This window comes from Brevundimonas halotolerans, assembly GCF_003730275.1.
GTDB lineage: Bacteria > Pseudomonadota > Alphaproteobacteria > Caulobacterales > Caulobacteraceae > Brevundimonas > Brevundimonas halotolerans.
In genome coordinates this window covers 36737-62660 of the sequence record NZ_QTTA01000024.1, presented here as the reverse complement: position 1 = coordinate 62660, position 25924 = coordinate 36737, and the positions used below count along the sequence as shown (strand labels likewise).

General features: G+C 67.4%; 29 protein-coding genes and 1 other RNA gene. 21 read left to right on the top strand and 9 right to left on the bottom strand.

Features of this window, described 5'->3' with window-relative positions; all coding sequences use genetic code 11:
* Positions 1-99: 99 nt before the first annotated feature.
* The 3 genes from EG854_RS12815 to EG854_RS12805 all read left to right on the top strand — a co-directional run bounded on the left by EG854_RS12815 (position 100) and on the right by EG854_RS12805 (position 2326).
* Positions 100-414 (top strand): hypothetical protein, encoded by a 315-nt coding sequence (locus tag EG854_RS12815; RefSeq protein WP_164462044.1) that lies wholly within the window; start codon positions 100-102, stop codon positions 412-414.
* Complete coding sequence (gene lpdA, locus EG854_RS12810; protein ID WP_123288522.1) at positions 411-1808, top strand: dihydrolipoyl dehydrogenase; 1398 nt, start codon at positions 411-413, stop codon at positions 1806-1808. The genes EG854_RS12815 and lpdA overlap by 4 nt, the downstream gene beginning before the upstream one ends.
* A 119-nt stretch (positions 1809-1927) precedes the next feature.
* A complete protein-coding gene (locus EG854_RS12805) occupies positions 1928-2326 on the top strand; it encodes a hypothetical protein (protein ID WP_123288521.1) in 399 nt (132 codons plus the stop codon).
* A 146-nt stretch (positions 2327-2472) separates the two neighbouring features.
* Here EG854_RS12805 and thrS read toward each other — a convergent pair whose 3' ends face one another.
* The 4 genes from thrS to EG854_RS12785 form a co-directional block, all read right to left on the bottom strand.
* Positions 2473-4398, bottom strand: coding sequence for a threonine--tRNA ligase (gene thrS / locus EG854_RS12800; RefSeq protein WP_123288520.1), 1926 nt, complete (start codon positions 4396-4398; stop codon positions 2473-2475).
* Positions 4395-4673 carry a membrane protein insertion efficiency factor YidD gene (gene yidD, locus EG854_RS12795; RefSeq protein WP_123288572.1) on the bottom strand — a complete coding sequence of 93 codons (279 nt, stop codon included), beginning with the start codon at positions 4671-4673 and terminating at the stop codon, positions 4395-4397. The genes thrS and yidD overlap by 4 nt, the downstream gene beginning before the upstream one ends.
* Positions 4674-4745: 72 nt before the next feature.
* Positions 4746-5234, bottom strand: a complete 489-nt coding sequence (locus EG854_RS12790) for an iron-sulfur cluster assembly scaffold protein (protein WP_123288519.1) — start codon at positions 5232-5234, stop codon at positions 4746-4748.
* Between the two features lie 39 nt (positions 5235-5273).
* Positions 5274-6038, bottom strand: a complete 765-nt coding sequence (locus EG854_RS12785; RefSeq protein ID WP_123288518.1) for a tetratricopeptide repeat protein — start codon at positions 6036-6038, stop codon at positions 5274-5276.
* A 91-nt stretch (positions 6039-6129) separates the two neighbouring features.
* Here EG854_RS12785 and EG854_RS12780 point away from each other — a divergent pair, with 91 nt between their 5' ends.
* Together EG854_RS12780 and EG854_RS12775 are read left to right on the top strand one after the other, a co-directional pair.
* Positions 6130-7524 (top strand): leucyl aminopeptidase family protein, encoded by a 1395-nt coding sequence (locus EG854_RS12780; protein WP_123288517.1) that lies wholly within the window; start codon positions 6130-6132, stop codon positions 7522-7524.
* A 79-nt stretch (positions 7525-7603) separates the two neighbouring features.
* Positions 7604-8380: a C40 family peptidase gene (locus EG854_RS12775; RefSeq protein ID WP_123288516.1), complete on the top strand. Its 777-nt coding sequence runs from the start codon at positions 7604-7606 to the stop codon at positions 8378-8380.
* 10 nt (positions 8381-8390) lie between these two features.
* Here EG854_RS12775 and EG854_RS12770 read toward each other — a convergent pair whose 3' ends face one another.
* Complete coding sequence (locus EG854_RS12770; RefSeq protein ID WP_123288515.1) at positions 8391-9083, bottom strand: c-type cytochrome; 693 nt, start codon at positions 9081-9083, stop codon at positions 8391-8393.
* 163 nt (positions 9084-9246) lie between these two features.
* Between EG854_RS12770 and EG854_RS12765 the strand changes: the two genes are divergently transcribed.
* Both EG854_RS12765 and EG854_RS12760 read left to right on the top strand, forming a co-directional pair.
* A complete protein-coding gene (locus tag EG854_RS12765) occupies positions 9247-9978 on the top strand; it encodes a 3-deoxy-manno-octulosonate cytidylyltransferase (RefSeq protein WP_123288514.1) in 732 nt (243 codons plus the stop codon).
* Between the two features lie 77 nt (positions 9979-10055).
* Positions 10056-10496 (top strand): hypothetical protein, encoded by a 441-nt coding sequence (locus EG854_RS12760; protein WP_123288513.1) that lies wholly within the window; start codon positions 10056-10058, stop codon positions 10494-10496.
* Between the two features lies 1 nt (position 10497).
* Here EG854_RS12760 and nudC read toward each other — a convergent pair whose 3' ends face one another.
* Positions 10498-11427 (bottom strand): NAD(+) diphosphatase, encoded by a 930-nt coding sequence (gene nudC, locus EG854_RS12755; protein ID WP_123288571.1) that lies wholly within the window; start codon positions 11425-11427, stop codon positions 10498-10500.
* Between the two features lie 73 nt (positions 11428-11500).
* Between nudC and ffs the strand changes: the two genes are divergently transcribed.
* From ffs to EG854_RS12710, 9 genes are all read left to right on the top strand, one after another.
* Positions 11501-11596, top strand: an RNA gene (ffs, locus tag EG854_RS12750) — signal recognition particle sRNA small type.
* 62 nt (positions 11597-11658) lie between these two features.
* The gene (locus tag EG854_RS12745; protein ID WP_123288512.1) at positions 11659-13524 is read left to right on the top strand and encodes a DNA polymerase III subunit gamma/tau; all 1866 of its coding nucleotides are present in this window, start codon (positions 11659-11661) and stop codon (positions 13522-13524) included.
* A gap of 93 nt (positions 13525-13617) precedes the next feature.
* Positions 13618-13947, top strand: coding sequence for a YbaB/EbfC family nucleoid-associated protein (locus EG854_RS12740; protein WP_123288511.1), 330 nt, complete (start codon positions 13618-13620; stop codon positions 13945-13947).
* A 7-nt stretch (positions 13948-13954) separates the two neighbouring features.
* Positions 13955-14557 (top strand): recombination mediator RecR, encoded by a 603-nt coding sequence (gene recR, locus EG854_RS12735; RefSeq protein ID WP_123288510.1) that lies wholly within the window; start codon positions 13955-13957, stop codon positions 14555-14557.
* 332 nt (positions 14558-14889) lie between these two features.
* Complete coding sequence (locus tag EG854_RS12730) at positions 14890-16143, top strand: DNA recombination protein RmuC (protein ID WP_164462043.1); 1254 nt, start codon at positions 14890-14892, stop codon at positions 16141-16143.
* An 89-nt stretch (positions 16144-16232) separates the two neighbouring features.
* Positions 16233-16685 carry a hypothetical protein gene (locus EG854_RS12725; protein ID WP_123288509.1) on the top strand — a complete coding sequence of 151 codons (453 nt, stop codon included), beginning with the start codon at positions 16233-16235 and terminating at the stop codon, positions 16683-16685.
* Positions 16686-16692: 7 nt separating this feature from the next.
* Positions 16693-16884 (top strand): helix-turn-helix transcriptional regulator, encoded by a 192-nt coding sequence (locus tag EG854_RS12720; RefSeq protein ID WP_123288508.1) that lies wholly within the window; start codon positions 16693-16695, stop codon positions 16882-16884.
* 3 nt (positions 16885-16887) lie between these two features.
* On the top strand, positions 16888-17469 hold the full coding sequence (locus EG854_RS12715; protein ID WP_123288507.1) for a hypothetical protein: 582 nt from the start codon (positions 16888-16890) through the stop codon (positions 17467-17469).
* Between the two features lie 61 nt (positions 17470-17530).
* On the top strand, positions 17531-18490 hold the full coding sequence (locus tag EG854_RS12710; protein ID WP_241153281.1) for a TraB/GumN family protein: 960 nt from the start codon (positions 17531-17533) through the stop codon (positions 18488-18490).
* 64 nt (positions 18491-18554) lie between these two features.
* On the opposite strand, the gene EG854_RS12705 is transcribed toward EG854_RS12710, so the two are convergent.
* The 3 genes from EG854_RS12705 to phyR all read right to left on the bottom strand — a co-directional run bounded on the left by EG854_RS12705 (position 18555) and on the right by phyR (position 21084).
* Positions 18555-18980 (bottom strand): hotdog family protein, encoded by a 426-nt coding sequence (locus EG854_RS12705; RefSeq protein WP_123288506.1) that lies wholly within the window; start codon positions 18978-18980, stop codon positions 18555-18557.
* A 30-nt stretch (positions 18981-19010) separates the two neighbouring features.
* The gene (locus tag EG854_RS12700; protein ID WP_123288505.1) at positions 19011-20027 is read right to left on the bottom strand and encodes an NADP-dependent oxidoreductase; all 1017 of its coding nucleotides are present in this window, start codon (positions 20025-20027) and stop codon (positions 19011-19013) included.
* A gap of 265 nt (positions 20028-20292) precedes the next feature.
* Positions 20293-21084 carry an anti-anti sigma factor/receiver protein PhyR gene (gene phyR / locus EG854_RS12695; RefSeq protein WP_123288504.1) on the bottom strand — a complete coding sequence of 264 codons (792 nt, stop codon included), beginning with the start codon at positions 21082-21084 and terminating at the stop codon, positions 20293-20295.
* Between the two features lie 197 nt (positions 21085-21281).
* On the opposite strand from phyR, the gene nepR reads away from it, so the two are divergent.
* The 5 genes from nepR (at position 21282) to EG854_RS12670 (ending at position 25919) form a co-directional block, all read left to right on the top strand.
* Entirely contained in the window at positions 21282-21482 is a 201-nt protein-coding gene (nepR, locus tag EG854_RS12690) for an anti-sigma T factor NepR (RefSeq protein WP_123288503.1), read from the top strand.
* Positions 21479-22081, top strand: coding sequence for a sigma-70 family RNA polymerase sigma factor (locus EG854_RS12685; RefSeq protein ID WP_123288502.1), 603 nt, complete (start codon positions 21479-21481; stop codon positions 22079-22081). Before nepR ends, EG854_RS12685 begins: the two co-directional genes overlap by 4 nt.
* 118 nt (positions 22082-22199) lie before the next feature.
* A complete protein-coding gene (phyK, locus tag EG854_RS12680; RefSeq protein WP_123288568.1) occupies positions 22200-23813 on the top strand; it encodes a sensor histidine kinase PhyK in 1614 nt (537 codons plus the stop codon).
* A gap of 88 nt (positions 23814-23901) precedes the next feature.
* On the top strand, positions 23902-24039 hold the full coding sequence (locus EG854_RS12675; protein ID WP_123288501.1) for an entericidin A/B family lipoprotein: 138 nt from the start codon (positions 23902-23904) through the stop codon (positions 24037-24039).
* Positions 24040-24245: 206 nt separating this feature from the next.
* Positions 24246-25919 (top strand): MFS transporter, encoded by a 1674-nt coding sequence (locus EG854_RS12670; RefSeq protein ID WP_123288500.1) that lies wholly within the window; start codon positions 24246-24248, stop codon positions 25917-25919.
* The last annotated feature ends 5 nt before the right edge of the window (positions 25920-25924 follow it).

Here is a 25924-nt window from a genome sequence, read left to right as displayed (position 1 = left end):
GCGGTAATTGGAGTTGCATTGGCAACGCCCGTTATGGCCTGCCTGCCGGAGCCGTGGCCTCAATGGTCTGACATCCAGCGGCCGGATGGGCCCGACCTCATGATCGTCCGTGTTACACGCATCGATATTGCCGCGGTTCCGCGGATATCCGACCGCACAGAAGTCTTCGATGAAACGGTGACGGTCGAACTGGTGCAGGCGCTGCAGGGCGCTCCAGATGCCCAGTACCAAATGAAACAGGTTCACTCCCGGCGGCCTTTGTCCGATGAGCCGATACGGTGCCTTCCCTGGCGGGTTGAACTCAATGTTGGCGACGTAGTCGTTGCCTACGAAAATCGAGACGGCCGTCTCATGATTCCGCAGCCGTACCATGTCCCTGCGGACCTGAAAGCCGTCCTGGAAGGGCATCAATGACCCAAACCCTCAAAACCAAAGTCCTGATCATCGGCGCCGGCACCGGCGGCTATGTGGCGGGGATCCGCTGTGGCCAGCTGGGCCTCGACACCATTCTGGTGGATGGCGGCGACGGCCTTGGCGGCACCTGCCTGAACGTCGGCTGTATTCCGTCCAAGGCCATCATCCATGCGGCCTCGAAATTCGAGACGGTGGCCAAGGCTGCAGATGGCGGGACGCTGGGCATTACGGCGTCGAAGCCGGCCATTGACCTGAAGGCCACCATGGCCTGGAAGGACGGCATTGTCCGTAAGCTGAACGGCGGGGTCGCGGCCCTGCTGAAGAAGGCCAAGGTCAAGGTCATCAACGGCTGGGCCGAGTTCTCTGACGCCAAGACCTGCACTGTCAAAACCGATGACGGCGACATCACCATTTCCGCCGAGCATGTGATCCTGGCCACCGGGTCCGAGCCGGTCGAGCTGCCGTTCCTGCCGTTCGGCGGCGATGTGATTTCCTCGACCGGGGCGCTGGCGCTGGATGCGGTGCCGAACAGGCTGGTCGTGGTCGGCGGCGGCTATATCGGGCTGGAGCTGGGCATCGCCTATCGCAAGCTGGGGGCCGAGGTCGCCATTGTCGAAATGGCCGACCGCCTGCTGCCGCTCTATGACAAGGCCCTGACCGATCCGGTCGCCAAATGGCTCGAGAAGCACGGCGTCGAGCTGCATCTCGGTGCGAAGGCCGGGTCGTTCGAAAAGGGCGCGCTGAACGTCACCGACAAGGACGGCAAGGCGCTGCAGCTCAAGGCCGACAAGGTGCTGGTCACCGTCGGTCGCCGCCCCCGCACCAAGGGCTGGGGTCTGGAGAATATGGGCGTGGCCATGGCCGGGCCGTTCGTGAAGATCGACGACCGCTGCGCCACCAGCATGAAGACCGTTTGGGCCGTCGGTGACCTGACCGGCGAACCTATGCTGGCCCACAAGGGCTCGGCCCAGGGCGAGGTCGTGGCCGAGATCATCGCCGGCCATGACAAGCGATTTGATCCTGTGACGATCGCGGCAGTGTGCTTCACCGAGCCCGAGATCGTCTCGGCGGGGCTGGGGCCGCAGGACGTGCAGGGGCGCGACGATGTGATCACCGCGATGTTCCCCTTCATGGCCATCGGCCGGGCGCTGGCGCTGGAGGCCGGCGATGACGGCGGGTTCGTGCGGGTGCTGGCGTCAAAGACGGATCACCGCATCCTCGGCATTCAGGCCGTCGGCCAGCATGTGTCGGAGCTGTCGAACAGCTTTGCCCAGATGCTGGAAATGGGCGCGGTGCTGGAGGATGTGGCCGGGACCATCCACGTGCACCCGACCATGGGCGAAGCCTTTCACGAGGCGTCCTTGCGCGCGCTGGGCCACGCGATACACATTTAGGGGCGCTGCCGCTCGCGACGCGGTCGCTCGCGACTTGAGGGTGGGCATTACCGCGCTTTCACTTGAGTGGAGCGAGGGCATGACGCATTGTTGGAGCAACCCCAGATGGAGGATACCCCATGCGACTTTCCCTGATGATGGCGACCGTGGTGGCCGGCGTGGCCCTGGCCGGTGTCGCGAATGCCCAGGACCCCCACGCCGGTCACGAGGCCCAACCCGCCCAAGGGCAGTACAGCGCCTCGCTCACGCGGATGATCACCGCGACCGCCGACGGCGAATGCCCGGCGGACCTGATGGCTGCGGAACTGCTGACCGCCTGCAATGAACAGGTCGACCAGATCGGCCCGGCGCTGCAGTCGCTTGGCCCGATCAGCGACATGGCCTTCGTCAGCGCCGAGGGCGAGGGCGAGGCTCGCGTTGAAACCTATGAAGTCTTCTTCGAAAGCGGCCAGATGCTGACGTGGGGCATCGGCGGCTATACCGATGGCAAGTTCACCGTGGCCTTCGTCAGCGGCTGAGGCCGGACCTTGAAAGGAGGCCGGCCGTGACGACCGGCCCCGATCCTTGCGTCAGTCGGGACGTTGCGCCGCGTCCTTCTGCGGCGAGACGCGGATCGTCACCATTCGACCGGCGCCGACCCGCTCCGATACCGACCCGGACGAGACTATCCCCGTTTGAGGTCGGGCGGGGTGGCCTCATCCGTCAGGATACGGATGGCTTCCTCGATCGAGACGATCTCCTGGCCTTGTGAGCCGAGACGGCGGATGGCGACCTTGCCCTCCTCGGCCTCGTTCTTGCCGACCACGGCGATCACCGGAACCTTGGCGACGGAGTGTTCGCGCACCTTGTAGCCGACCTTTTCGTTGCGCAGGTCGGTCTCGACGCGCAGGCCCGCCGCCTTGAACTTCGCGGCCACCTGTTTCGCATAGTCGTCGGCGTCCGAGACGATGGTTGCGACCACGATCTGGACCGGCGCCAGCCAGAGCGGGAAGGCCCCGGCATAGTTCTCGATCATGATGCCGATGAACCGCTCGAACGACCCCAGGATGGCCCGGTGCAGCATGACGGGCCGGTGCTTGGCGCCGTCCTCTCCGACATATTCCGCACCCAGACGTTCGGGCAGGACATAGTCCAGCTGGATGGTTCCGCAGGTCCATTCGCGGCCGATGGCATCCTTGACCACGAAGTCCAGCTTGGGGGCATAGAAGGCCCCGTCGCCCTCGGTCACGACGGGCTCGGTGCCGGCCGCGCGGGCGGCTTCGGCCATCTGGGCCTCGGCCTTGTCCCAGAATTCATCCGTACCCGCACGAACCTCGGGCCGTGTGCCCAGGCTGATATAGGCGGTTTCCATGCCGAGGTCGGCGTGGACGCTGCGCGCCAGGTCGATGAAACGCGAGGTCTCCTCGACGATCTGGTCCTCGCGGCAGAAGATGTGGGCATCGTCCTGGACGAAGCCGCGCACCCGCATCAGGCCGTGCAGGGCGCCGGACGGCTCATAGCGGTGGCAGGCGCCGAACTCGGCCATGCGCAGCGGCAGTTCGCGATAGGACCGCAGGCCCTGGTCAAAGATTTGCACATGCCCCGGGCAGTTCATCGGCTTGAGGCTGAGCTCCTCGCCTTCGACCGTTTCGCAGACAAACATGTTCGGCCGGTATTTGTCCCAGTGGCCCGAGGCTTCCCAGAATTTGCGGTCCAGCACCTGGGGCGTCTTGACCTCGACATAGCCGGCGGCGTTCAGGCGGCGGCGCATATAGGCTTCGATCACCTGCCACAGCACCCAGCCCTTGGGGTGCCAGAAGACCATGCCGCGGCCCTCTTCCTGCATGTGGAAGAGCTCCATGGCGCGGCCCAGCTTGCGGTGGTCGCGCTTCTCGGCCTCTTCCAGCCGCTTGAGGTGGGCGTCCAGATCCTCTTTCGAAGCCCAGGCCGTCGCATAGATGCGCTGCAGCTGCGGATTGCGGTGGTCGCCGCGCCAATAGGCCCCGGCCAGCTTGGTCAGCTTGAAGGCCTTGCCGACGAATTTGGTCGAGGGGAAGTGCGGACCCCGGCACAGGTCCAGCCACTTGCCCGTGCGATAGACGGTGATGACCTCGTTTTCCGGCAGGTCGCGGATCAGCTCGGCCTTGAAGCGCTCGCCGATGCTGTCGAAATAGATGATGGCCTCGTCGCGATCCCAGACCTCGCGGACCAGCTTCTCGTCGCGGTCGACGATCTCGCCCATGCGCTTTTCAATCGCGGCAAAGTCGTCGGTCGAGAACGGCTCTTCGCGGTGAAAATCGTAATAGAAGCCGTCGTCAATGGCGGGGCCGATGGTCACCTGGGTGCCGGGGAACAGCTCCTGCACCGCCTGGGCCAGCACATGGGCGGCGTCGTGGCGGATGGTTTCCAGCGCTGCCGGATCATCCCGCATCAGCAGGCGGAAATCGCCGCCGGTCTCGATCGGGCGATCAAGGTCGCGCTGCTCGCCATTGATCTCGGCCAGGGCGGCCTTCTTGGCCAGCGAGGGCGAGATGGAGGCGGCTACCTGCCGGCCTGTCGTCGAGGACGGAAACTGGCGGACGGCACCGTCGGGAAATTTCAGGTCGATCATGGGTCTGTCTTCGTTGTCTGGATCGCGGGAGGGGAGGGCTCCCGCGCCGGAACCGGGTCATAGCCCGAGCTTCCGAAAGGATGGCATTTGCAAAGGCGTCGAACGGTCAACCATCCGCCCCGCACCGGCCCGTGAGTGATCAGGGCGTCGCGGGCATAGTCCGAACAGGTTGGCAAAAACCGGCAGGACTGCCCGATCAGGGGCGACAGGGTCAGCTTGTAGCCACGATGGGCCGCGCGGACGCCGCGTTCATAGAGGGTTTCGCCGGATGCCATGTCGTCGCGCTTATCCCCCGCATCGCCCGCCCGGGCAAGCACCGCGGGCGAGCTCGGGGAGTGCCGGGCGGATCAGGCCGCTCCGGCGCGGCGAGTTCGCTCGGCCTCGGGGATGTCGCGGGTCGCCAAGGACGTCGCCAACGCCATGTCGACGGCATCGACCAGCGCCCCCATGGCCACCTGGGTGGAGGCATGGCGCTGGGGATAGTCGGCGACGGGCTTGAGCACGCGCAGGCCCTCGAAGCGGCCCTCCGGACCCTCGCCGCCGGCCTTCAGCATGTCTGTCAGGGCTGTTGCAGCGGTGGTGATCTCGTCAGCTGTAGCGCCGATGACGGCCTCGCCGATCACGCCAGCGGCGGCCTGTCCGAGGGCGCAGGCCTTGATGTCCTGGGCGAAGTCGGTGATCAGGCCCTGATCGTCCAGGGTCACATCGACGATGGCGCGCGAGCCGCACAGCCGGGCCACGCGCTCACCGGTACCGTCGGCACGGACCAGCCGTCCGGCGTGGGGCAGGTTGGCCGCCAGACCCAGAATCCGTGCGCTGTAGAGGTCGTCGATCATGGACGAAACATAGGCGCGACCCGCGGCCTGCGAAAGACGCTATTGCAGGGACTGCCAGGTGCGGCCGCTGTCGGCGGTGACCGGGCCGGCCGCGCGCTCGCGGATCCAGGCCAGATTCCGGTCGGCGACCTGGGGCGGCAGTTCGCGGCGCAGGATGGTTTCAGCCTCGCCCAGATTGCCGGACAGGCCCAGCACCAGCGCCAGATTTTGCTTCACCTGAAGGCCGGCCTGGGGCTGGGCTGCCGCGCGCCGCAGCAGGGCTTCGGCCCCGGGCAGATCGCCGGAGGTCAGGCGCACCATGGCCATGTTCGACAGGATGGAGGGGTTGTCGGGCGACAGGCGCAGGCCCTCGGCCCAGGCGACCTGGGCATCCGCTTCGCGCCGCACCTGCTGATAGGCCACGCCCAGCAGCGACCACGGACGCCAGTCACCGGGCAACAGGTCGCGGGCCCGTTCGAGGGCCGCGATCCCATAGAAGGCCTGACCCCGGGCGATGTGGGCGCGGCCCAGCTCGATCATGGCCTCGGCGTTGTCGGGCTGGACCACCAGCACCTTGTCGGCGGCCTGAACCGCCTGATCGAACTGGCCCAGTTCGCGCAGGGCCTGGGCCAGCCGCACCCCGGCCACCGGATCGGCGGGGTTGATCTCGGACTCCTGCTGCCAGAACAGCGAGCGGCTGAGGGGGTCCATCCGGTCATAGGTGGCGCGCGTCTCGGCCGAGGCGGGCTGACGGTCCTGCGACAACGCCGCAGACGGCAGGGCGAGGGCGGCGAGCGTGGCGATCAACAGAAGTGGGCGCGACATGGGACGATCCCGGGGATAGAGTTTAGGTCACCGTCAGGGTGGGCCGCTTCGGTCAATCCTTCGTTAACCCCACAGAGACCGTGGAGAGTCCATGTCCCGCCGCCTGCCCGTTCTGGTCGCCGCCGATACCGAAGAGGCAAAATCGGCCCGCCCCGTACGTCTGACTGCCGCGGACGAAGCGCTGGACGGTCGGGCCGGCGCCTGGGCTTCCGCCAATGGTTTCAAGGGGCAGAGGGGGCGGCTGTTGCTGTGCCCGGATGATGCGGGAGAGATTGCCGAGGCGCTGTTCGGCATCGGCAAGGCCTTTGAGCCCATGGCCCTGCGGGCCCTCGCCGACCGCCTGCCGGGCGGAGTCTGGCGGCTGGACGGGGTGCCGGACGGTCAGGCTGACCTCGCGGCGTTGGCCTTCTGCCTCGGCAGCTATGCCTTTGACCGGTACACTGCGGTCGGGACCGAGCCTCCCGCCCGGCTGGTCGTGGCCGACACTGTGGACGTCGACCGGGTGCTCGATCTGGCGCGCAGCTGCGATCTGGTCCGGGAGATGGTGGATACCCCCGCCGCCGACATGGGTCCGCTGCAGATCGAGACGATGGCGCGCGAGATCGCCGAAGAGTCGGGCGCCACGATCAGCGTGATCACCGGCGATGCCCTGCTCGACGCCAACTATCCGGCCGTGCACGCCGTCGGCCGTGCGGCGGTGCCGGCGCGGGCCCCCCGTATGATCGAGATCCACTGGAATACGGACCGGTCTGACCTGCCGTTGCTGGCGATCGTCGGCAAGGGGGTGGTGTTCGACACGGGTGGGCTGAATCTCAAGGCCGGCGCCGGCATGCGCAATATGAAGAAAGACATGGGCGGGGCCGCCCATGCGCTGGGGCTGGCCCGGCAGGTGATGCGAGCCGGTCTCGCGGTACGGCTGGTGGTGCTGGTGCCCGCCGTCGAGAACGCCGTCTCGGGCGATGCCTTTCGCCCGGGCGATATCCTGTCCAGCCGCAAGGGGCTGACCATCGAGATCGGCAATACCGATGCCGAGGGGCGGCTGATCCTGGCCGATGCCCTGGCCCGCGCCGGAGAGCTGGAGCCTGATCTGACGCTAGACTTTGCCACCCTGACCGGCGCGGCCCGCATAGCGCTGGGGCCGGACCTGCCGCCGCTCTATACGGATGATGAGGCGCTGGCGGCCGATATGCTGGCGGCCTCGGCGCGGGTCGAGGACCCCCTGTGGCGGATGCCCTTGTGGGCGCCCTATTCCGATGCCCTGGACAGCGACATCGCCGACCTCCGGAACGACTCGGCCGCCTGGGCCCAGGCCGGATCCGTGACGGCGGCCCTGTTCCTCAAGCATTTCGCACCCGGGACCGGGGCCTGGGCGCACATGGACATCTTCGCCTGGAATCCGCGGGGCCGGGCGGGCTGGCCCCAGGGCGGCGAGGTCCAGGCGATGCGCGCCGCCTTCGAGATGCTGAAGACGCGTTATCCCGGCTGAATCGGGGCGGCGTTAACGCGACCTTCGCCTTGTCGGTGCAGGGTGGCGCGGAATCCGGACCCACCCGCCGCCGCATGTGATGATCGACGTCGATACCCGCGCCCTGCTGATGCGACCCGACCTTGCCGAGACGGCACTGGAAGGGATTGTGTCCGCGCGCGCCTATCGCCCGACCGAGGCCATGCAGGCGGTCGTCCCGCAGGCTGATGTGCTGGATGATGACGGCAACCGGATCTCCCAGCTGCTGTTCGGAGAGGCGTTTGACGTCCTGATCCGCGAGGGCGACCGCCACTGGGGCCGCTGCCGTCGCGACGGTGTCGTGGGCTGGGTGGCCGAGGATGCGCTTCGGTCCGGTGTGAGGGTGCCGACCCACCGGATGGCCAGCCCGGGCGGGGTTCTGCCGTTCAATGCTCTTGTCGACCCGTCGCGGGACGCGGTCGGCGATGTGGCCTTGATGCCGCTGGGCGAGTTCGAGCCGGATCTGGTTGCGGTGGCCGAGACCTTTCTGGGTGTGCCTTACGCCGCGGGCGGCCGCACAGAGTCAGGCACCGATTGTTCCGGGCTGGTCCAGGCCTGTCTGATCGCCGGGGGACGGGCTGCGCCTCGCAACGCTGACGCCCAGGCAGAACTGGGCGAGGCGGTTGATCGGACAGACCTGAGGCGGGGGGATATTGTCGTCTGGCCGTACACCCGGGGCGACCGGGGCTGGACCGGTCATTCGGCGATCGCACTGGGGCCTGACGCGGTGATCCATGCGGTCGGCACAGAAGGCCGCGTGCTGGTTCAGGCCTTGGCAGCGGCCGATACGAATCAGCGCGCCGAGGGCTTCGACGCGCTGATCATTAGACGACTTTAGAAGACGGGTATCAGCCGCCGACGGGCGCGCTGTCCGAGGCCGGCGGCGCGGCAGGCGACTCGATGTTCGGCTGGCCAGCGGCACCGTCGATCGGGGCTGCGGTCACGCCTTCGCCGGCTTCACCCTCAATGGCCAGGCCCGGCTGACGCGCGGGATCCGGAGCCGGAACCGCATAGCCGATCGAGCCCTGGGTCATCAGCCAGGCGATCAGGTTCACACGGGTTTCAGTGTCGCGCAGACCGGCAAACGACATATTGGTGCCCGAGACATAGCGGGCCGGGGCAGTGATGAACTGGTCCAGGGCGTCGAGCGACCAGGTCGGGTCCTCGGCCTGGTGGGCGACCATGGCGTCCGAATAGGCAAAGCCCGCATGACCCGCAACGGCGCGACCGACGACGCCATACAGGTTCGGGCCGATGCCGTTGGCGCCGCCTGCGTTGACCGTGTGACAGGCCTGGCAGCGCGCAAAGGCGGCTTCACCGGCGGCGAGGTCGGCCACAGGAATCAGCGTGCCCCAATCCGGCGGCAGCACCGCTTCGGCCCCGCCTCCGGCCCCTTCTTCGGGGATTTCGACCGCATAGCCCATCTTTTCAGGGGCCTTCGTCGCATAGACGAAGCCCGAGGCCTGCTGGACAACCAGAATCGTGAAGACCGTCGCCAGTCCTGCACCGAAAATCTTGTTCCACTCGAGGTTGCCGCTCATCCGGTCGTCAGTCCCGTATCTGAAGGGCCCGCGTCGTCAGCCGGTGGCAGGGTCGCAGGCATTGTTTCGCGGACGCGTCTCTGACACGGTAATGCGGCCTTCGCAACTGTCCGGTTGGGTTTGACGCCCGGCTGCGACCAAAGACCCCGCTGACCGAGCCCCGATGAACCCCCTGATCCTGATTCCGGCCCGCATGGCCGCCACCCGCCTGCCCGGAAAGCCTCTGGCGGACATCGGCGGCCTGCCCATGATCGTTCGGGCCAGCCGACAGGCCCGCGCCTCGGGTCTGGCGGCGGCTGTGGCGGCGGGTGACGCGGAAATCGTCGAGGCGGTCGAGGCGGATGGCGGACGGGCTGTGCTGACCGATCCCGACCTGCCCTCGGGCTCGGACCGTATCCGCGCGGCCCTGCAGGCGCTGGATCCCGAGGGGCTGCATGATGTGATCGTCAATCTGCAGGGCGACATGCCGTTTGCCGACCCCGGTATCTCGGCGCTCTGCATCGACCTGCTGGCGCGCCACCCGGAGTGCGACATCGCGACCCTGGTAGCTCCGGAATCGGGGCCGGACGACCGGAGCAATCCCGATGTGGTCAAGGCGGTCCTGGCCATGGCGCCGGAAGGGACCGAGGGCCGCGCCCTCTATTTCACCCGCTCCACCCTGTATGGCGACGGCCACGTCTGGCGGCATGTGGGCCTGTACGGCTATCGCCGGGCCGCGCTGGAGGCCTTCTGTGCCGCCCCGCCCTCGCCGCTGGAGCGCCGCGAGAAGCTGGAACAGCTGCGGGCGATGGAAATGGGGCTGCGTATCCATGCGGCGGTGATCGCCGACGCCCCCCTTTCGATCGACAATCCGGGCGATCTGGCCGAGGCGCGCCTGCGGGCGGGGCGCGGCTGACGGGCCGTCAGACCCTGTCATTTGCGCGTTATCTGAAAACGGTGCAGCGTCGCGGTTCAATCAGAGGAAATACCTTCATGAACAGAATTTTCGCTGCCGCGTCCGCCGCCGTCGGTCTTGCTGCCCTCGCGCTCGCCCCCACCGCCGCCCAGGCGCAGGATCCGACAGGTGCGGCCATGGTCGACTACCTGTTCGAGCAGGTCGAGAACGAGTTCGGCTTTTCCAGTACGGCCTCACAGGCCGGCCGCCAGTCCGCCGGCAATGTCCAGACCGTGACCTTCAATCTGAGCGCGGGAGGCACCTATGTCCTGATCGGGGCCTGTGACGAGAACTGTTCCGACCTCGATATGATCGTGCGCGACTCCTCGGGCAATGAAGTGGGCCGCGATGAAGAGCCGGACGATGTACCGATGGTGATCGTGGATGGCGCCCGGGGCGGCCGCTATACCGTCGACGTCGGCATGGTCACCTGCCAGGGCAGCTGCAACTGGGGTGTGCGCGCCTACAGCGCCGACTGAGTCAGGCCTCGCCGTCCGCCCACGCTCTGAGCAGGGTGTGGGCGATGGCGAAGGGGAAGGGCGCCAGAATATCGGGGTGGCGCCCCGCCAGCACGGCCCGGGCTTCGGCCCGGGTCAGCCAGGCGACGGCCTCCAGCTCGGTCAGGTCGGGCTGGGCCTTGTCGTCGGTGACCTCGGCGATCAGGCCGATCATCAGCTGGTGCGGAAACGGCCAGGGCTGGCTGGCCAGATAGCGGACGGTGGTGACCGTCAACCCGGCCTCTTCCTTCACCTCACGCGCGCAGGATTCTTCAAGGCTTTCGCCGGGCTCCATGAAGCCCGCCAGGGCCGACATCCGTCCGGCGGGCCAGGCGGCCTGGCGGCCCAAAAGGCAGATCGGCTCGGACCCGCCCGAAAAGACCGGCAGCATGATGCAGACCGGGTCGACGCGGGGGTAGTGCTCGACCGCGCAGGTGGCGCAGGTGCGGCGCCATCCGCCCGAGGCGACCTGCGTCTCCTGTCCGCAGCCGGGGCAAAAGCGATTACGCCCATGCCAGTCGAACAGGCCCTTGGCCGCCCCCGCCATGGCCAGATCGCCCATCGGCAGACGGGCGGCCGCCGCCCGCATATCGGGCTGGTCGCCGGGCCCCATCAGCGTCTCAAGCTCGGCGGCCCGGGCCTCGGGGACCGAACAGGCAAAGACGGGCGCCTCTTTCCAGAAGCCCAGAAACACCGGATCAGCGTCCGACAGGAGCAGCAGGCGCGACAGGGGCGCCCAGGCCAGCCGGTCCTGACCGCCCGTGGTCTCCAGCCGGGGCCGTCCGTCGATCATCGCCAGCGACAGGGCGGCGGGATCGGCCGTACGCGCGGCCATCCAGTCGGGGTCATTGCGGCTGTCGCCCCCCCGGTCGAGCGGCGAGGCGGAAAAGGCGGTGACGACGGGCGCGGACATGGCGCCTTCCATAGCGCTGGCTGCCGCGATCCGTAAGGCATCTTGATCTCGCGAAGCTGAACGCGCATATCGGGCGTGGAGATCGCGGGCGAAGGCTTCGCCAAACTGGTCAGGGCCGGAAGGCAGCAGCCACAACGAATTCCCCTTCGGGTCGCGGTCTCCACCTTTTCCCCCTCAGCAAAACCGTCATCCGGCCTCGCCCGGGATCGCGTCACGGGCTATGACAAGCCCATGAGCGACATGGACCCGATTCCGCCGTGGGAAGACGACGACACGCAGGGCGCGGAGTCGGTCGAGCGCGATCCTGACACCGATGACATGTTCGGTGCCCCGGCGGCGCCGGAGCCTGCGCCGGAACCCGAACTCGCGCCGCTGCCCGAGCCTGCGCCTGTCCCGGTCAAGGACGCGCCCTCGGCGGCCTATCAGGTGCTGGCCCGCAAATATCGGCCGACGACCTTCGAGGACCTGATCGGTCAGGAGGCTATGGTCCGCACCCTGACGCATGCGTTCGAGACCGGCCGCATCGCCCACGCCTTCATGCTGACCGGCGTACGCGGGGTGGGCAAGACGACCACGGCCCGCCTGCTGGCCCGGGCCCTCAACAATCAGGCCCCCGGAATCGACAAGCCGTCGCTGGCCCTGACGCCCAACGGTCAGCATGACGCGGCGATCATGGCCGGTCAGCACATGGACGTCATGGAGATGGACGCCGCCAGCCACACCGGCGTGGGTGACATCCGCGAGATCCTGGACAGTGTGCGCTATGGCCCGGTCGAGGCGCGCTACAAGGTCTATGTGCTGGACGAGGTGCACATGCTCTCGAACCAGGCCTTCAACGCCCTGCTGAAGACGCTGGAAGAGCCGCCGCCCCACGCCAAATTCATCTTTGCCACCACCGAGATCCGCAAGGTTCCGGTGACGATTCTCAGCCGCTGCCAGCGGTTTGACCTGAGGCGGGTGGAGCCCGAAATCCTGATCGATCACCTGGGCCGGGTGGCCCAGCAGGAGGGCATGGCGATCGAGCGCGATGCCCTGGCGTTGATCTCGCGCGCGGCCGAAGGATCGGTGCGTGATGGCCTGTCGCTGCTGGATCAGGCGCTGGTCCAGGGTGGCGAGGGTGAAGCGGTCAAGGCCGAGGTTGTCCGGGACATGCTGGGCCTCGCCGACCGCACCCGGACCATCGCCCTGTTCGAAACCCTCATGGGCGGCCGCACGCCCGAGGCGCTGGAGATGTTCCGCGACCTGTATGGCTATGGCGCCGATCCGGTGCAGATCATGGGCGACCTGCTGGAGCACTGCCATGCGGCCTCGGTCGCCAAGATGCTGGGGCCCGAGGCGACCCGCCTGCCGGGCGATCAGGCGCGGGTGCTAGCGGCGCTGGGTGCGGGTATCTCGGCCGGCACACTGGCTCGCGTCTGGCAGATGCTGCTGCGCGCGCTGGAGGAGACCCGCCGCGCGCCCAACCCCGCCGATGCCGTGGAAATGGCCCTGATCCGGCTGGCCTATGCCGCCGACCTGCCGGGGCCGGAAGAGGCGCTGAAGGCGCTGAAGTCGGGCGAGGGCATGGGCGGCGGCGGTCCCGCGCCGCGCGGCGGCGGGTCCGGAGGCGGTGGTGGCGGCGCGCAGGCGACCATGGCCCAGCCGCGCGTCGCGGCCGAACCCGCCCTGCCGGACCCCCAGACGTTCGAGGCCATGGTTGCCCTGATCGATGACAAGCGCGAGATCGCGTTGAAACTGGATATCGAACGCTATGTCCGGCCCGTCGCCTTTCGCCCCGGGGCGCTGACTTTTGAACCCGCCCAGGGCACGCCGCCCGATCTGGCGCGCAAGCTGGCCAGCCGGCTGAAGGACTGGACCGGCCGCACCTGGCTGGTCGCTGCCAATGGTCAGGGCGGCGGCGAGACGCTGATCGAACAGGAACGCCGCGCCCGCGAACAGACCCGCGCCGAGGTCGAGGCCGACCCCTTTATCCGTTCGGTGCTGGAGGCCTTCCCCGGTGCCAAGCTGGGCGAAATCCGCGACATGGCGCCTGCGGTCTCCCTGCCCGCCATACCGGACGACCCGGATGAGGATGGCGACCCCGACCCCGATACCTGACGGAATCTGTCAGCGCGGGCCATGAACATCTCTCGGGCACTGCACCGGAACAGACCCCTGTCGGAACGGCCCGCTTCGTCCTAGATAGGGGTCATGAAAGACCTGACCCAATTGATGCAACAGGCCCAGGCGATGCAGCAAAAGCTGCAGGACGCCCAGGCCAGGATGGCCGAAACCACCGCCGAGGGCACCTCGGGCGGGGGGCTGGTGACCGTCAGCCTGAAGGGCCCCGGAGACGTCACCCGCGTCCAGATCGACGACAGTCTGATGGTGGCCGGCGAACAGGACATCCTGGCCGATCTGATCGTGGCCGCCCATGCGGATGCCAAGCGCAAGCTGGACGAGGCCAACTCCGTCCTGATGCGCGAGGCTGCGGGCCCCATGGCCGGGATGAACATCCCCGGCATGCCCAAGCTGTTCTGATCCGCCTGTGGCCGCGTCTGCCGGACCCGAGATCGAGCGGCTGATCGGTCTGCTGTCGAAACTGCCCGGGCTGGGGCCGCGCTCGGCCCGGCGCGCGGCTCTGGCCCTGCTGAAGCGGCGCGAGCAGCTGTTGCTGCCGCTGGCGGCCTCGCTGGCCGAGACGGCGGACAAGGTGAAATCCTGTTCGATCTGCGGCGCGCCCGATACCCGCGATCCCTGCACCCTGTGCGCCGACCCGGCGCGCGATGCGGGCCTGATCTGCGTGGTCGAGGAGGCCGGTGCCCTGTGGGCCATGGAGCGCTCGGGCGCGTTCCGGGGTCGCTATCACGTGCTGGGCGGTTTGCTTTCCGCGCTGGATGGCGTGGGCCCCGAGTCGCTGCGGCTGGGCGAGCTGGTCGCGCGTGTGGGCGAAGGCGGCGTGCGCGAGGTGGTGCTGGCCCTGCCGGCCACCGTCGATGGCCAGACGACCGCCCACTATATCGCCGAACGGCTGGCGAATGCCGGGGTCAGCGTGACCTCTCTGGCGCGCGGCGTGCCGGTCGGCGGCGACCTCGACTGGCTGGACGACGGCACCATCATCCAGGCCATGCGTGCAAGACGGCCGACGTAGGGGCTGAGCCCTCCCCACACACCTCTCCGCTTCCCCGGCGCAGGCCGGGGCCCAGAGAAACAGGCAGACGGCTTGCATCCCCTTATGGACCCCGACCTTCGTCGGGAAAACGGATGCCCGCAGAGTCGCCCCCTCCGTCTCGCCGCTTCGCGGCGCGCCACCTCCCCCATGAGGGGGAGGAGATGAAAGATGCGCCGCCGTCGCCCCCCGCACCCCCTCGCTGTGGTCTTCGTGGCTTTTCTTCGCTGTGTTCTCTGTGATGAACCTGGACCGGCGGCCCCTCGCGCCCCACGTGCCTTTCCCCTCTTCCTGACTCAGGTTAGGAACGGAGCATGAACGCTTCCCTCATTGCCTTTGTCGCCGCTTCGGTGGTCGCTGTCATCGCCTTGGCCTGGGCCCTGATGGAGCGCCGCCGGGCCGCGACCGCAGAAACCCGGAACTGGGAGCTGCGTGAGCGGCATGCCGAGACCGAGGCCCGGATGCGGCTGTTCGAGGATCAGGCGGCGGCCAATGCCGAATTCCTCCGCGTCCAGGCTGCGCAGTCGGCCGGGGCCGTGGCCGAGGAGCTGCTGAAGCGCACCGATGAGACCTTCCGCAATCGCGAACTGATGGCCCGCGAGCGGATGGAGGCCCAGCTGAAGCCCGTGGCCGACACCCTGGCTAAATTCCAGGAGCATGTGACGGCGCTGGAGAAGACCCGCTCGGAGGAGACCGGCGGGCTGAAGGCACAGCTGGCGGCGCTGATGACGGCGTCGTCGGCCACGCGGGATGAGGCGCGCAAGCTGACCGAGGCCCTGCGCGGTAACACCGGGCGGCGGGGGCGCTGGGGCGAGCAGACCTGCCGCAATGTGCTGGAGGCCGCCGGCATGGCGGGCCGGTTCGATTTCGAGGAGCAGACCTCGAATGCCGATGAGGCCGGCCGCCAGCAACGGCCGGACTTTGTCGTGCGCCTGCCCGGTGGTGGCATGTTCGTGATCGACGCCAAGGTGCCGCTGGCCTTTGCCGATCAGGGCGAGGGCGATGAGGAGCAGCGCCAGCAGGCGGCGTCGCTGCGCACCGCCGCCAGTATGAAGACCCATATGCGGCAGCTGGCGTCGAAGGCCTATCAGGACCAGTTCCAGCCCAGTCCCGACTTCGTCGCCATGTTCGTGCCGGGCGATGCTTTTCTGGCGGCGGCACTGGATCATGAGCCCGAGCTGATGACCCAGGCCATGGCCTCGCGCGTGGTCATTGTCACGCCCACCACATTGTTCGCCCTGTGCAAGGCGGTGGCCTATGGCTGGCGCGCCGAGGAGCAGTCGAGGAATGCCGAGGACGTCGCCCGACTGGGCAAGGAGCTCTACAAGCGGCTGTCGGTCATGGGCGGGCATGCGGCCGCCGTCGGCCGTGCCCTCGACACCGCCGTGGGCAAATACAACCAGTTCGTCGGCTCACTCGAAAGCCAGGTCATGGTGTCGGCGCGCCGGTTCGAGGATCTGCACGTCGATCATGAGGGCAAGGAGCTGCCCGACCTTTCGCCGGTCGAGGCCTCGCCCCGGGCGCTCAGTCGTCCGGAACTGCTGAAAGCCCCGGAATCCGGCGAATAGACGTCATCCCTTTCCTTTTTGACAAGGGTGCTTGACTTGTGCGGCGCGTGATGTAAAACACCCTTGTCAAACAGACAGGGACAGTTGTCATGCCTTCGCCCAAGCCCCCTCGCATCGCGCGCAACCCCGCGCTTCGCTACGTCGCCGTGATGGCCGCCTGCATGGTGTTCGGCGGTATCGCCGGTGCGGGCGCCGCCGTCATGGGCGAGTTGCGCGCCGTGTCCGTGGCCATGATGGCATTCGTTATCGCCCTGGGCATGGCGGGGGTGATCTGGATGTGCGTCTGGTGGTGGCGCGGCCTCGATGAAGCCGCCCGCGAGGCCCATAAATGGGCCTGGTGGTGGGGCTCGACCTTTGGCCTGGCGATAGGGGGCATCGTCCTCTTGACCGGCATGGTGGTCATCGATGCGGAGCAGGCGCAGACGGCGTTCGCGGCCTACGACCCTGTCGACCTGATCCAGGGCGGTGTCTTCTCGGTCATCCTCGTCCAGACCCTCGGCTATGCCTTTGCCTGGGTGTTCTGGTGGGCAAGGCACCGGTGAGCGCGTCATGAACAATCGTCTCAAGGTGCTGCGCGCCGAGCGCAACTGGAGCCAGGCCGAACTGGCCGACCGGCTGGGGGTCTCCCGCCAGACCGTCAATGCGCTGGAAACCGGTCGTTACGACCCCTCGCTGCCGCTGGCCTTCAGGATCGCCCGCGTCTTTGAACAACCCATTGAATCCATCTTTCTGGAGGACTGATCCATGACGTCCGATGAACGCACGCTCCACCCGGCTCTCAAGATCGGTGGACTGGTCCTGCTGGCCCTCATCGGGGCCGCGGTCGGAGCCGCAACGGCCCGCTTTATCGATGCCGCGGCCCTGCCCGCCGACGACGCGTTGAACCTGTTCGTCGGGGTGGTGCTGATCGGTATGGGCGTGGTGATGGGCGGCATCCTTGCCTTGCGTCCCACTGAGGTCCCGAAAGGCTGCGGCCTGCTGCAGATTCTGGTGCTGACCCTGGCCGGGATCGTCCTGATCGTGCCGATCTACGGGACGAACTGGCTGTCGGCCGAGGTCTCCATGGCCATCGTCCTCGGCCTGCTGGCCATCCAGACCGTCGCCAATGTGATGATGTTCCGCCAGGCCGACGAGATGTTGCGGCGGGTGATGGTCGAGACGGGCGCGCTGGCCTTCTGGGTCCTGCAACTGGCGCTGTTCGTCTATGCCGCCTCGGAACGGCTGGGTCTTGTCGAGGGCATCACCGCCTGGGGCATGATCGGCATCATGATGGCCGTCTACATGGTCGCCTCGGCCGTGGCCGGCGCCCGGCGCGGACTGAAATAGCGCCCGAACTCTTCCTCCAACCCTTTTCGACTTCCCCTCCCGATCATGAAAGGATCGACCCATGACCACGCTTGAACACCTGAAGACCTCGACCCTCGCCTTTGGCCGCCGCCTGATGGGCACGGCCGCCGCGGCCGCGCTCGGCCTCGGTCTCGGCCTCGCCGTCATCGCCGGGGCGCCCGCTCCGGCCATGGCCCAGGACGCCGCGGCGCAGGCCGGCAAGCCTGCCCTGTGGGTGCTGCGCGATGCCGACTCGACCATCTATCTGTTCGGCACGGTGCATCTGCTGCGGCCCGAGACCGTCTGGAGCTCGCCGGTCGTCAATCAGGCCTTCGACAGTGCCGACCAGATCTGGTTCGAGATCGAGAACCCCGATGACCAGGCTGCGGCCATGCCGCTGATCCAGCGCTACGGCATCGACATGGAAACGCCCCTCTCCAGCCGTCTGAACGCTACCGAGCAGAGCCAGCTGAACACGGCGGCCGAGGCCATGGGGCTGACCGGTCCGGCATTCGAGCCCATGCGGCCGTGGCTGGCGGCCCTGACCCTGTCGATGGCCCCGCTGACCAAGGCCGGATACGATCCGGAATCGGGTGTCGAGCTGGTGCTGCGCGCCCGCGCTCTGGAAGCCGGCAAGCCGATCGACGGTCTGGAGACGATCGAGGAGCAGCTGCAGATCCTGTCCGGCATGTCCGAGGATGCCCAGATGGCCTTCCTGCGCTCGGTGCTCAGCGACTATGAGAATGCCACCGTCGAGCTGGACCGTCTGGTCGACGCCTGGGCGGTCGGCGATGTCGAGACCCTGGAAGAGATCGGCGTCACCCAGATGCGGGCCGAGGGCGAGGAATTCTACCAGAACCTTCTGGTCAAGCGGAACGCCAACTGGGCCGGCCAGATCGACACCATGATGGACGGCGAGGGCGTGATCTTCATCGCCGTCGGTGCCGCCCACCTGGCCGGCGATGACAGTGTCCAGGCCCTGCTGGAGCAGCGCGGCTTTACGGTCGAACGCGTCCAGTAGGCCTGACGGGGCTTAGGTAAAACGAGCGCCCGATCCGGTCCGCCGGGTCGGGCGTTTTCGTGCGTCAGGCGCGGCGGGTAAACAGGGCGCGGGTCAGGCAGGAAAAGACCAGCCGCCCGCCCTCGTCCAGCAGGTCGTGCTGGGCGATGACAATGCCCTTGTCGTCGCCCACCGGGTCCTTGCCCATGACGGTCATGCGGCCGCGCAGCAGCTCACCCGCCGGCGGATCACGCATATAGCGCAGGCCATCGACGGCCAGCACCTTGGTCTGGGCCCAGTGGCTGGACTTTTCCGCGAACAGCCGCGTCCACAGGGCATAGACCATGGCCGGAGGGGCGCCGGCCTCAACCGGCCAGCGGGGCGCGAACGTGGCAACGAAGCCGCTCAGGGACTCGGCGTCCACCGTGCAGGCACCCAGCGGTATGACCTGACCCACCGACAGGTCCTCGAAACAGACCCGGAAGGGGTCGGTCGCCTCGGCTTCGCTCATCAGGGACCCTGCCTTTTCTGACGCCGGGCGCTACGGCTCTTCGGAGACACGCACCAGCAGTTTGCCGTCATGATCGCCGGTGAACAAGCGGTTGAGCGACTGGACGGCGCCTTCCAGCCCGTGATCGACGTGGACCTTCCACTTCACCCGCCCGTCGGCCAGCCAGGGCCCGACCTCGGCCACCATCTCGCGCGCGCGAGGGGCATAGTCGAGCACGAGGAAGCCGCGCACCTCCAGCCGGTGGGTGATGATCCGCGAGAAGTTCGGCGAGGGCGGCATGCGCGTGGCGTTATAGGCCGAGATCAGGCCGCACACGGCCATGCGCGCGTGGGTGTTCAGCCGGTTCCAGACCGCGATCATGATGTCGCCGCCGACGTTCTCGAAATTGAGGTCGATGCCGTCCGGGGCCAGACGGTCCAGCGCCTCGCCCACATCCTCATTCTTGTAGTCGATGGCGGCGTCGAAGCCGAGTTCCTCGGTCAGCCAGCGGCCCTTGTCGGCGCCCCCGGCGATGCCGATCACGCGGGCGCCCTTCTGTTTGGCGATCTGGCCGGCAATCGAGCCGACGGCGCCGGCCGCAGCCGAGATGACCATGGTCTGGCCGGGCTCGGGCCGCAGGACATCGGTGACGCCCGCCCAGGCGGTCAGGCCGGTCATGCCCAGCACCGACAGATTGGCCGTCAGCGGCAGACCGGGGAAGCGATGCACAGGACGCAGCTGGCTGTCGGGAACGACAGCATAGTCGGCCCAGCCGCCCGACATGGGCATAACCAGATCGCCTTCCTTGAAGCGGTCCGAGCGGGTCGCCTCGACCACGCCCAGAGTCAGACCCCGCATGACGTCGCCCAGACCGACGGGCGGCAGATAGCCCTCGGAGTCGTTCATCCATGTGCGGTTGGTCGGGTCCAGCGACAGATAGATGGTGCGGACCAGAACCTCGCCATCACCGGGGTCTGCGACGGGGCTTTCAACCAGTTCAAGGTCGCCGTCCTGGATCAGGCCCTGCGGCCGGCGGCGAAGAACCCATTGGCGATTGGTGCGCGTCATGATCGACCTCCTGATGTCTCGCTATGCGTTTTCTTTATGGACCGACATCATGGCCGAGGGGCACAGCTTGTCGAGGGGCAGGGCCGATATGGGCACAAAAAAATGAAGGCGGACCGCAAACGGTCCGCCTTCAAAGGCATCATCGAGATGAGGCGCGGAGGCAGCTGACCGGAGTGAACCGGTCATTGTCGGGGGGGCGTCGCTGCCTCCGCATATCAAGAATGCAGAGCGAAGACCCCGGTTCCCGCGCCGGGTGAAAAATTCGTCAGGCGATCTCGCGGCGGCCCGGATGGAAGAACAGCGCCTGGCTGATGGCGGCCTTGACCGTTTCCGGCTGGAACGGCTTGGTGATCAGGAAGGTCGGCTCGGGCCGCTCGCCGGTCAGCAGGCGCTCCGGGAAGGCGGTGATGAAGATCACCGGCACATCGATGGCCTTCAGGATATCCTTGACCGCATCGATCCCGGACGAACCGTCGGCCAGCTGGATGTCGGCCAGCACCAGACCCGGCTTGTGCCGCGAGACGGCATCAACGGCCTCGTCATGGGTGGTGGCTGTGGCCGTGACCCGGTGGCCCAGATCCTTGACCAGATTTTCGATGTCGGCCGAGATGATGGCCTCGTCCTCGATGATCAGCACGTCGGTCGCCAGCTCGGCATCGATGTCGGACTGGGCCTCGCTGATCAGCGATTCGACCGAGGGCACATCGGAGCCCAGAATTTGCGCGGTCTCGGACGGCGTGAAGCCCTCGAGCGCGGTCAGCAGAAAGGCCTGGCGCGAGCGCGGCGAGATACGCATCAGCCGACGCGAGGCTTCGTCTCCGCTCTCAACGTCGGGGCGACCTTCCAGCCGGGCCCCGGTCGAGGCCCAGATGGTGTGGAACACGTGATAGAGCGCGACGCGCGGCGTCATGTCCTGGGACAGCTGCTGCTCGCCGGCCGCGAGGGCCTCCAGCGCGACCCGTACATAGTTGTCCCCGGTGGTCTGGTCGCCGGTCAGGGCACGGGCGTAACGGCGGACATACGGAAGGTGAGGGGCCAACCTGGCAAGCAGACTCATGGAGCTATCATTCCCGACTAATGATTCTGCGGCCGGGACAAACCGGTCCGCAGGTGGTGACAAGCAGGCAGAACGTCGCTTAACAGCCAAGGTTCCGTGCCTTGCGGCCTTCACCCGGGGAAATCTCGTGGAGGAAGGAACCCGCAGCGCAAGGTGACGTTAATGACGACCGGCATTCAAGGGGCAGACAGCCGTTCATGACTGAAAAATCCAAACCCGGCCAGCCGATCGAGGACCTCGGGTCCGAAGATCTGGAAGAGGCACGGCTTCGCCAGCAGGCCATCGGGGTCAAGCTGCGGCACATTTTCGACGAGGTGGTCAATGAACCGGTCCCCGACGAATTTCTCGACATCCTGCGCCGTGCGGACAGCCGCGCGTCGGGCGAAGGTGGCGAATGAGCGGTGCTGCCCCCAAGCCCCCTTCGACCGATGACAAGGCGTTCAAGGTCGAGCTGGTCGCCCTGATCCCGCACCTGCGCGCCTTTGCCCGGACGCTGACCGGCGACGCCACCGCGGCCGACGATCTGGCGCAGGACGCCATGGTCAAGGCGTGGGATGCGCGGGCCAGCTTCCAGATGGGGACCAACATGAAGGCCTGGACCTTCATGATCCTGCGCAACCAGTTCTATTCGGACAAGCGCCGGTCGTGGCGCCAGTCGCAGCTGGATCAGGAAGCAGCAGAGCGCACGCTGGTCGCCGTCGACAATCCCGAGGCCCCGGTCGCGCTGGACGAACTGCGGCTGGCGCTGGCCTCTCTGCCCGAAGAGCAGCGCGAGGCGCTGATTCTGGTCGGCGCCGGGGGCTTTGCCTATGAGGAAGCGGCTGCCATCTGTGACTGCGCCGTCGGCACGGTCAAAAGCCGGGTCAGTCGCGCCCGCAAGGCGTTGCTCGCCGTTCTGGAAAGCGGCGGCTATGACCGCGACGGCAAGGCCGCCGGCGATGCCATGGCCTCGATCCTCGGGGCCGCGGACCGTCTGAGCGGCGGCTACAGCACCTGAGATGGGACGGCTGGGCCGCGCGCTTGGCCGTCACCTGGGCCGTTCCTTCGGACGCCCGGGCGGGCGTGGACTGAAACGCGCTAAATTTCAAGGAATCCGGTTCCGTCTGGGCATGGCCATGGCTCTGGCCCTCGCGCCCTTTCTGGTACTGATCGCCTTGCAGGTCGATGCGGACTTTCGCGAGCAGGCCGAGGAGCGCCGGGTCGATCTGCAACTGGCCGCTGAACGCAGCGCTGTCGGCGCCCGCACGCGGCTGGAGGGCGCCGCAACTCTCCTTCAGGCTCTGAGATTTGAGGGCAGCTCTCCTTTCTGTGAGGAGCGGCTGGGCGCACTTCTGGAGCGGCTGGACGGCTATTCAACTATCGTGCGCTACACCGCTACTGGTCAGGTGGTCTGCAGCGCTGGCGAACTGCGCGGCGTAGACGTCACCCAACGCGGCTGGTTCGTCCGCCTGCGGGCTGGCAGCGACTGGGTCGTGTCGCGGGCCCAGCGCGACTTTCCGGCTCTGGTGACGGGCCTTCGGGTCGAGCGCCCCATGGGACGCTTTGACGGCGCCATGGCGGCTGTCATTCCGCTTGAATCCCTCCAGCCCGACACCCGCGACCCCGCCTTGCCGGAAGGGTCAGAAGCGGCGCTTGTGGATAGCGAAGGCCAGATTCTGGTGGCCACCGATCCGGCCGCCTTTGACATGGAGCCCGGGGGCAGGCTGGCAACGTGGTTCCAGGAAATGCGGGCCGGCGACGACCGGGTGCTGGAGGCCCGCGACAGCGGGGGAGAGCGGCGAGCCTATGCCGGTTCGGCCATGTCGGGCCAGGATGTCTATGTGCTGCTGGCCGCGCCCTCACCCGGCCTGCTGTCCTGGGCGCGTCTGAACCCGATCGGCTCGATTCTACTGCCGCTCGCCGCCTGGATGACAGCCTTTGTCGCCGTGATCCTTGTCACCGAGCGCGTGGTGGTGCGCTGGCTGGATTATCTGGAGCGTATCGCCGCCCTCTATACCCGGGGCCGTTTCACAGTCCGCCCCGTCCAGGCCGTCAATGCGCCGACCGAAATCCGGGTGCTGGCCGAGACGTTGGACGGACTGGCCGAGGCCGTGTCGATTCGCGACCAGTCGCTGCTGGACAGTCTGGCCGAAAAAGACGTGCTGATGCGCGAGATCCACCACCGGGTGAAGAACAACCTTCAGATCATTTCGTCGCTGCTCAGCCTACAGCAGAGGGCGCTCAGCGATGACGCGGCAAAGATGGCGCTGGGCGATACGCGACAGCGTATCTCGGCGCTGGCCCTGATCTATCGGACCCTCTACCAGAGCGACGACATCCGCCACGCCGACGCAGCGGTCTTCCTGCACGATCTGGTCGGTCAGCTGGTCGCCAGCGAGGCCGGGCGCGGGCCGGCGGTCTCAAGCCGGGTCGAGGCCGACAGCCTGATCATGGACCCTGACAAGCTGGCCCCCATGGCCCTGTGGCTGGTCGAGGCGATCTCGAACGCGCTGAAGCATGCGCTTGCGGAGAAGGGTGGCACCCTGACCGTCCGCTTCACGGTCGATGGCGAGACCAGCGTGCTGGAGGTCGAGGACGACGGTCCCGGCCTGTCGGAAGCCGACCCGGTCGGCGTAGGGCGCACCCTGATGACGGCCTTTGCCAAACAGCTGCGAGGGTCAACCGAGGTGCTGGCGGCCTCGCCGCGCGGTACCCGTGTCCGCATGACCTTCGTCACCCCCAGCGTCTGACGCCCGGGGCGGGAACCCGCCTGCGTGTGCGGAGTTATTCAGGTCGTAACCGCCCGCGCCCTGCGGCGCCTGAACGAGGACCGATCCCATGCGCAAGATTTTCATTCTGGTCGCCGCCGCTGCCGCCCTGACCACCGCCGCCTGCAACACCATCGCCGGTGTTGGCCGCGATACCCAGGCTGCGGGCAGCGCCGTGGAAGAAGCCGCCGACGACGCCGCCAACTAAACGCTACAGAACAGCCACGCCGCGTAGAGCCCTCCGGGGCTCGGCGTGAAGGTCGGACCCCACCGGTATCCCCCCACCGGTGGGGTCTGTCATGTCTGGCACCTGCGACAGCCCCCCGGAGTGTTTGCGGATCGCCCCAACCCCGTTAAGCATGGCTGTTGAGGGAGGGCCTCGTCAGAAGGCCCGGCACATCAGGGGAGGACGGCATGGGGGCCGACCAGACGACCATCGACGACCGGCCCGATCAGGGTCCGGGCCTGAGAACCGTGGTGACGGCCTCGGCTGCGGGCACGGCCTTCGAATGGTACGACTTCTTCATCTTCGCCTCGCTGACGGCGGTCATCGCCAACAAATTCTACGCCAATGTGGGCGAGGCGACGGCCTATATCCTGACACTGCTGTTGTTCGGGGTCGGCTTTGTCGTCCGGCCGCTGGGCGCGCTGGTGTTCGGCTGGTTCGGCGACCGGACCGGGCGCAAGACCACCTTCCTCGTGACGATCACCCTGATGGGGGTGGCGACCGTCGCGATCGGCCTGCTGCCCACCTATGACCAGATCGGCATCGCGGCACCCCTGTTGCTGCTGGTGCTGCGCGTGGCGCAGGGGTTCGCGCTGGGCGGTGAATATGGCGGGGCTGCGATCTTCGTCGCCGAGCACGCCCCGAACGAGAAGCGCGGCTATCTGACCGGCTGGATCCAGACGACGGCGGCCTTCGGCCTGATCGGCGCACTGGGCGTCATCATCCTGACCCGCATGATCGTGGGTGTGGAAGCGTTCAACGACTGGGGCTGGCGGATCCCCTTCCTGCTGTCCTTCTTCCTGCTGGTGATCTCGCTGTGGATTCGGCTGAAGCTGAACGAAAGCCCGGCCTTCAAGCGGATGGAGGCGGAGGGCGGCGAACGGCGCGCCCCCTATCGCGAGGCGTTCGGCACCTGGAAGAACGGCAAATTCGTTCTGCTGGCCCTTTTCGGCATCATGATCGCCCAGGGCGCGGTCTGGTATTGCGGCTATTTCTACAGCCGCTTCTTCATGGAACGGGTGCTGAAGGTCGAGGTCGGCACCGTCGACCAGATCCTGCTGATCATCACCCTGGCCTCGGCCTTCCTCTATGTCTTCTTCGGCTGGCTGTCGGACCGGATCGGGCGCAAGCCCGTCATGCTGTTCGGCATGATCCTGGCGCTGATCGCCTTTTTCCCCGGCTTTCATGCCCTGACGCGGGCCGCCAATCCGGCACTGGCCGAGGCCCAGGCCTCTGCCCCCGTGACGGTCGTGGCGGATCGCAGCGAATGCGCCATCCAGTTCGACCCCGTCGGCAAGGCGGCCTTCGCCAGTTCCTGCGATCTGGCCAAGTCGGTGCTGTCCAATGCCGGTGTCAGCTATGAGAATGAGGCGGCCCCCGCCGGCACTCTGGCCCAGGTGCGGATCGGCGATGTCGTCATCCCCTCGGTCGAGGGGCGCGGGCTCGAGGGCGAGGCGCTGGCGGCGGCCCGCGCCGATGTCGAGACCCGGGTGAAGGCGGCGCTGGTCGAGGCCGGCTATCCAGCCCGGGCTGATCCGGCGCGGATCAACATGCCGCTGGTGATCGGCATCCTGATGATCTTCATCGTGGCGGCGACGGCCCTCTATGGTCCGCAGGCGGCGGCGCTGGTCGAGCTGTTCCCCACGCGGGTCCGCTATACGGCGATGAGCCTGCCCTATCACATCGGCACGGGCTGGATTGGGGGCCTGTTGCCGGCGGCCAGTTTCGCCCTGGTGGCCTGGTCGGGGAATATCTACTTCGGTCTGTGGTATTCGGTTGTCTTCACCCTGATCGCCGTGATTGTCAGCCTCATCTGGTTGCCCGAGACCAAGGGTCGCGATCTGGATACCATCGGCGACTGAGGCGT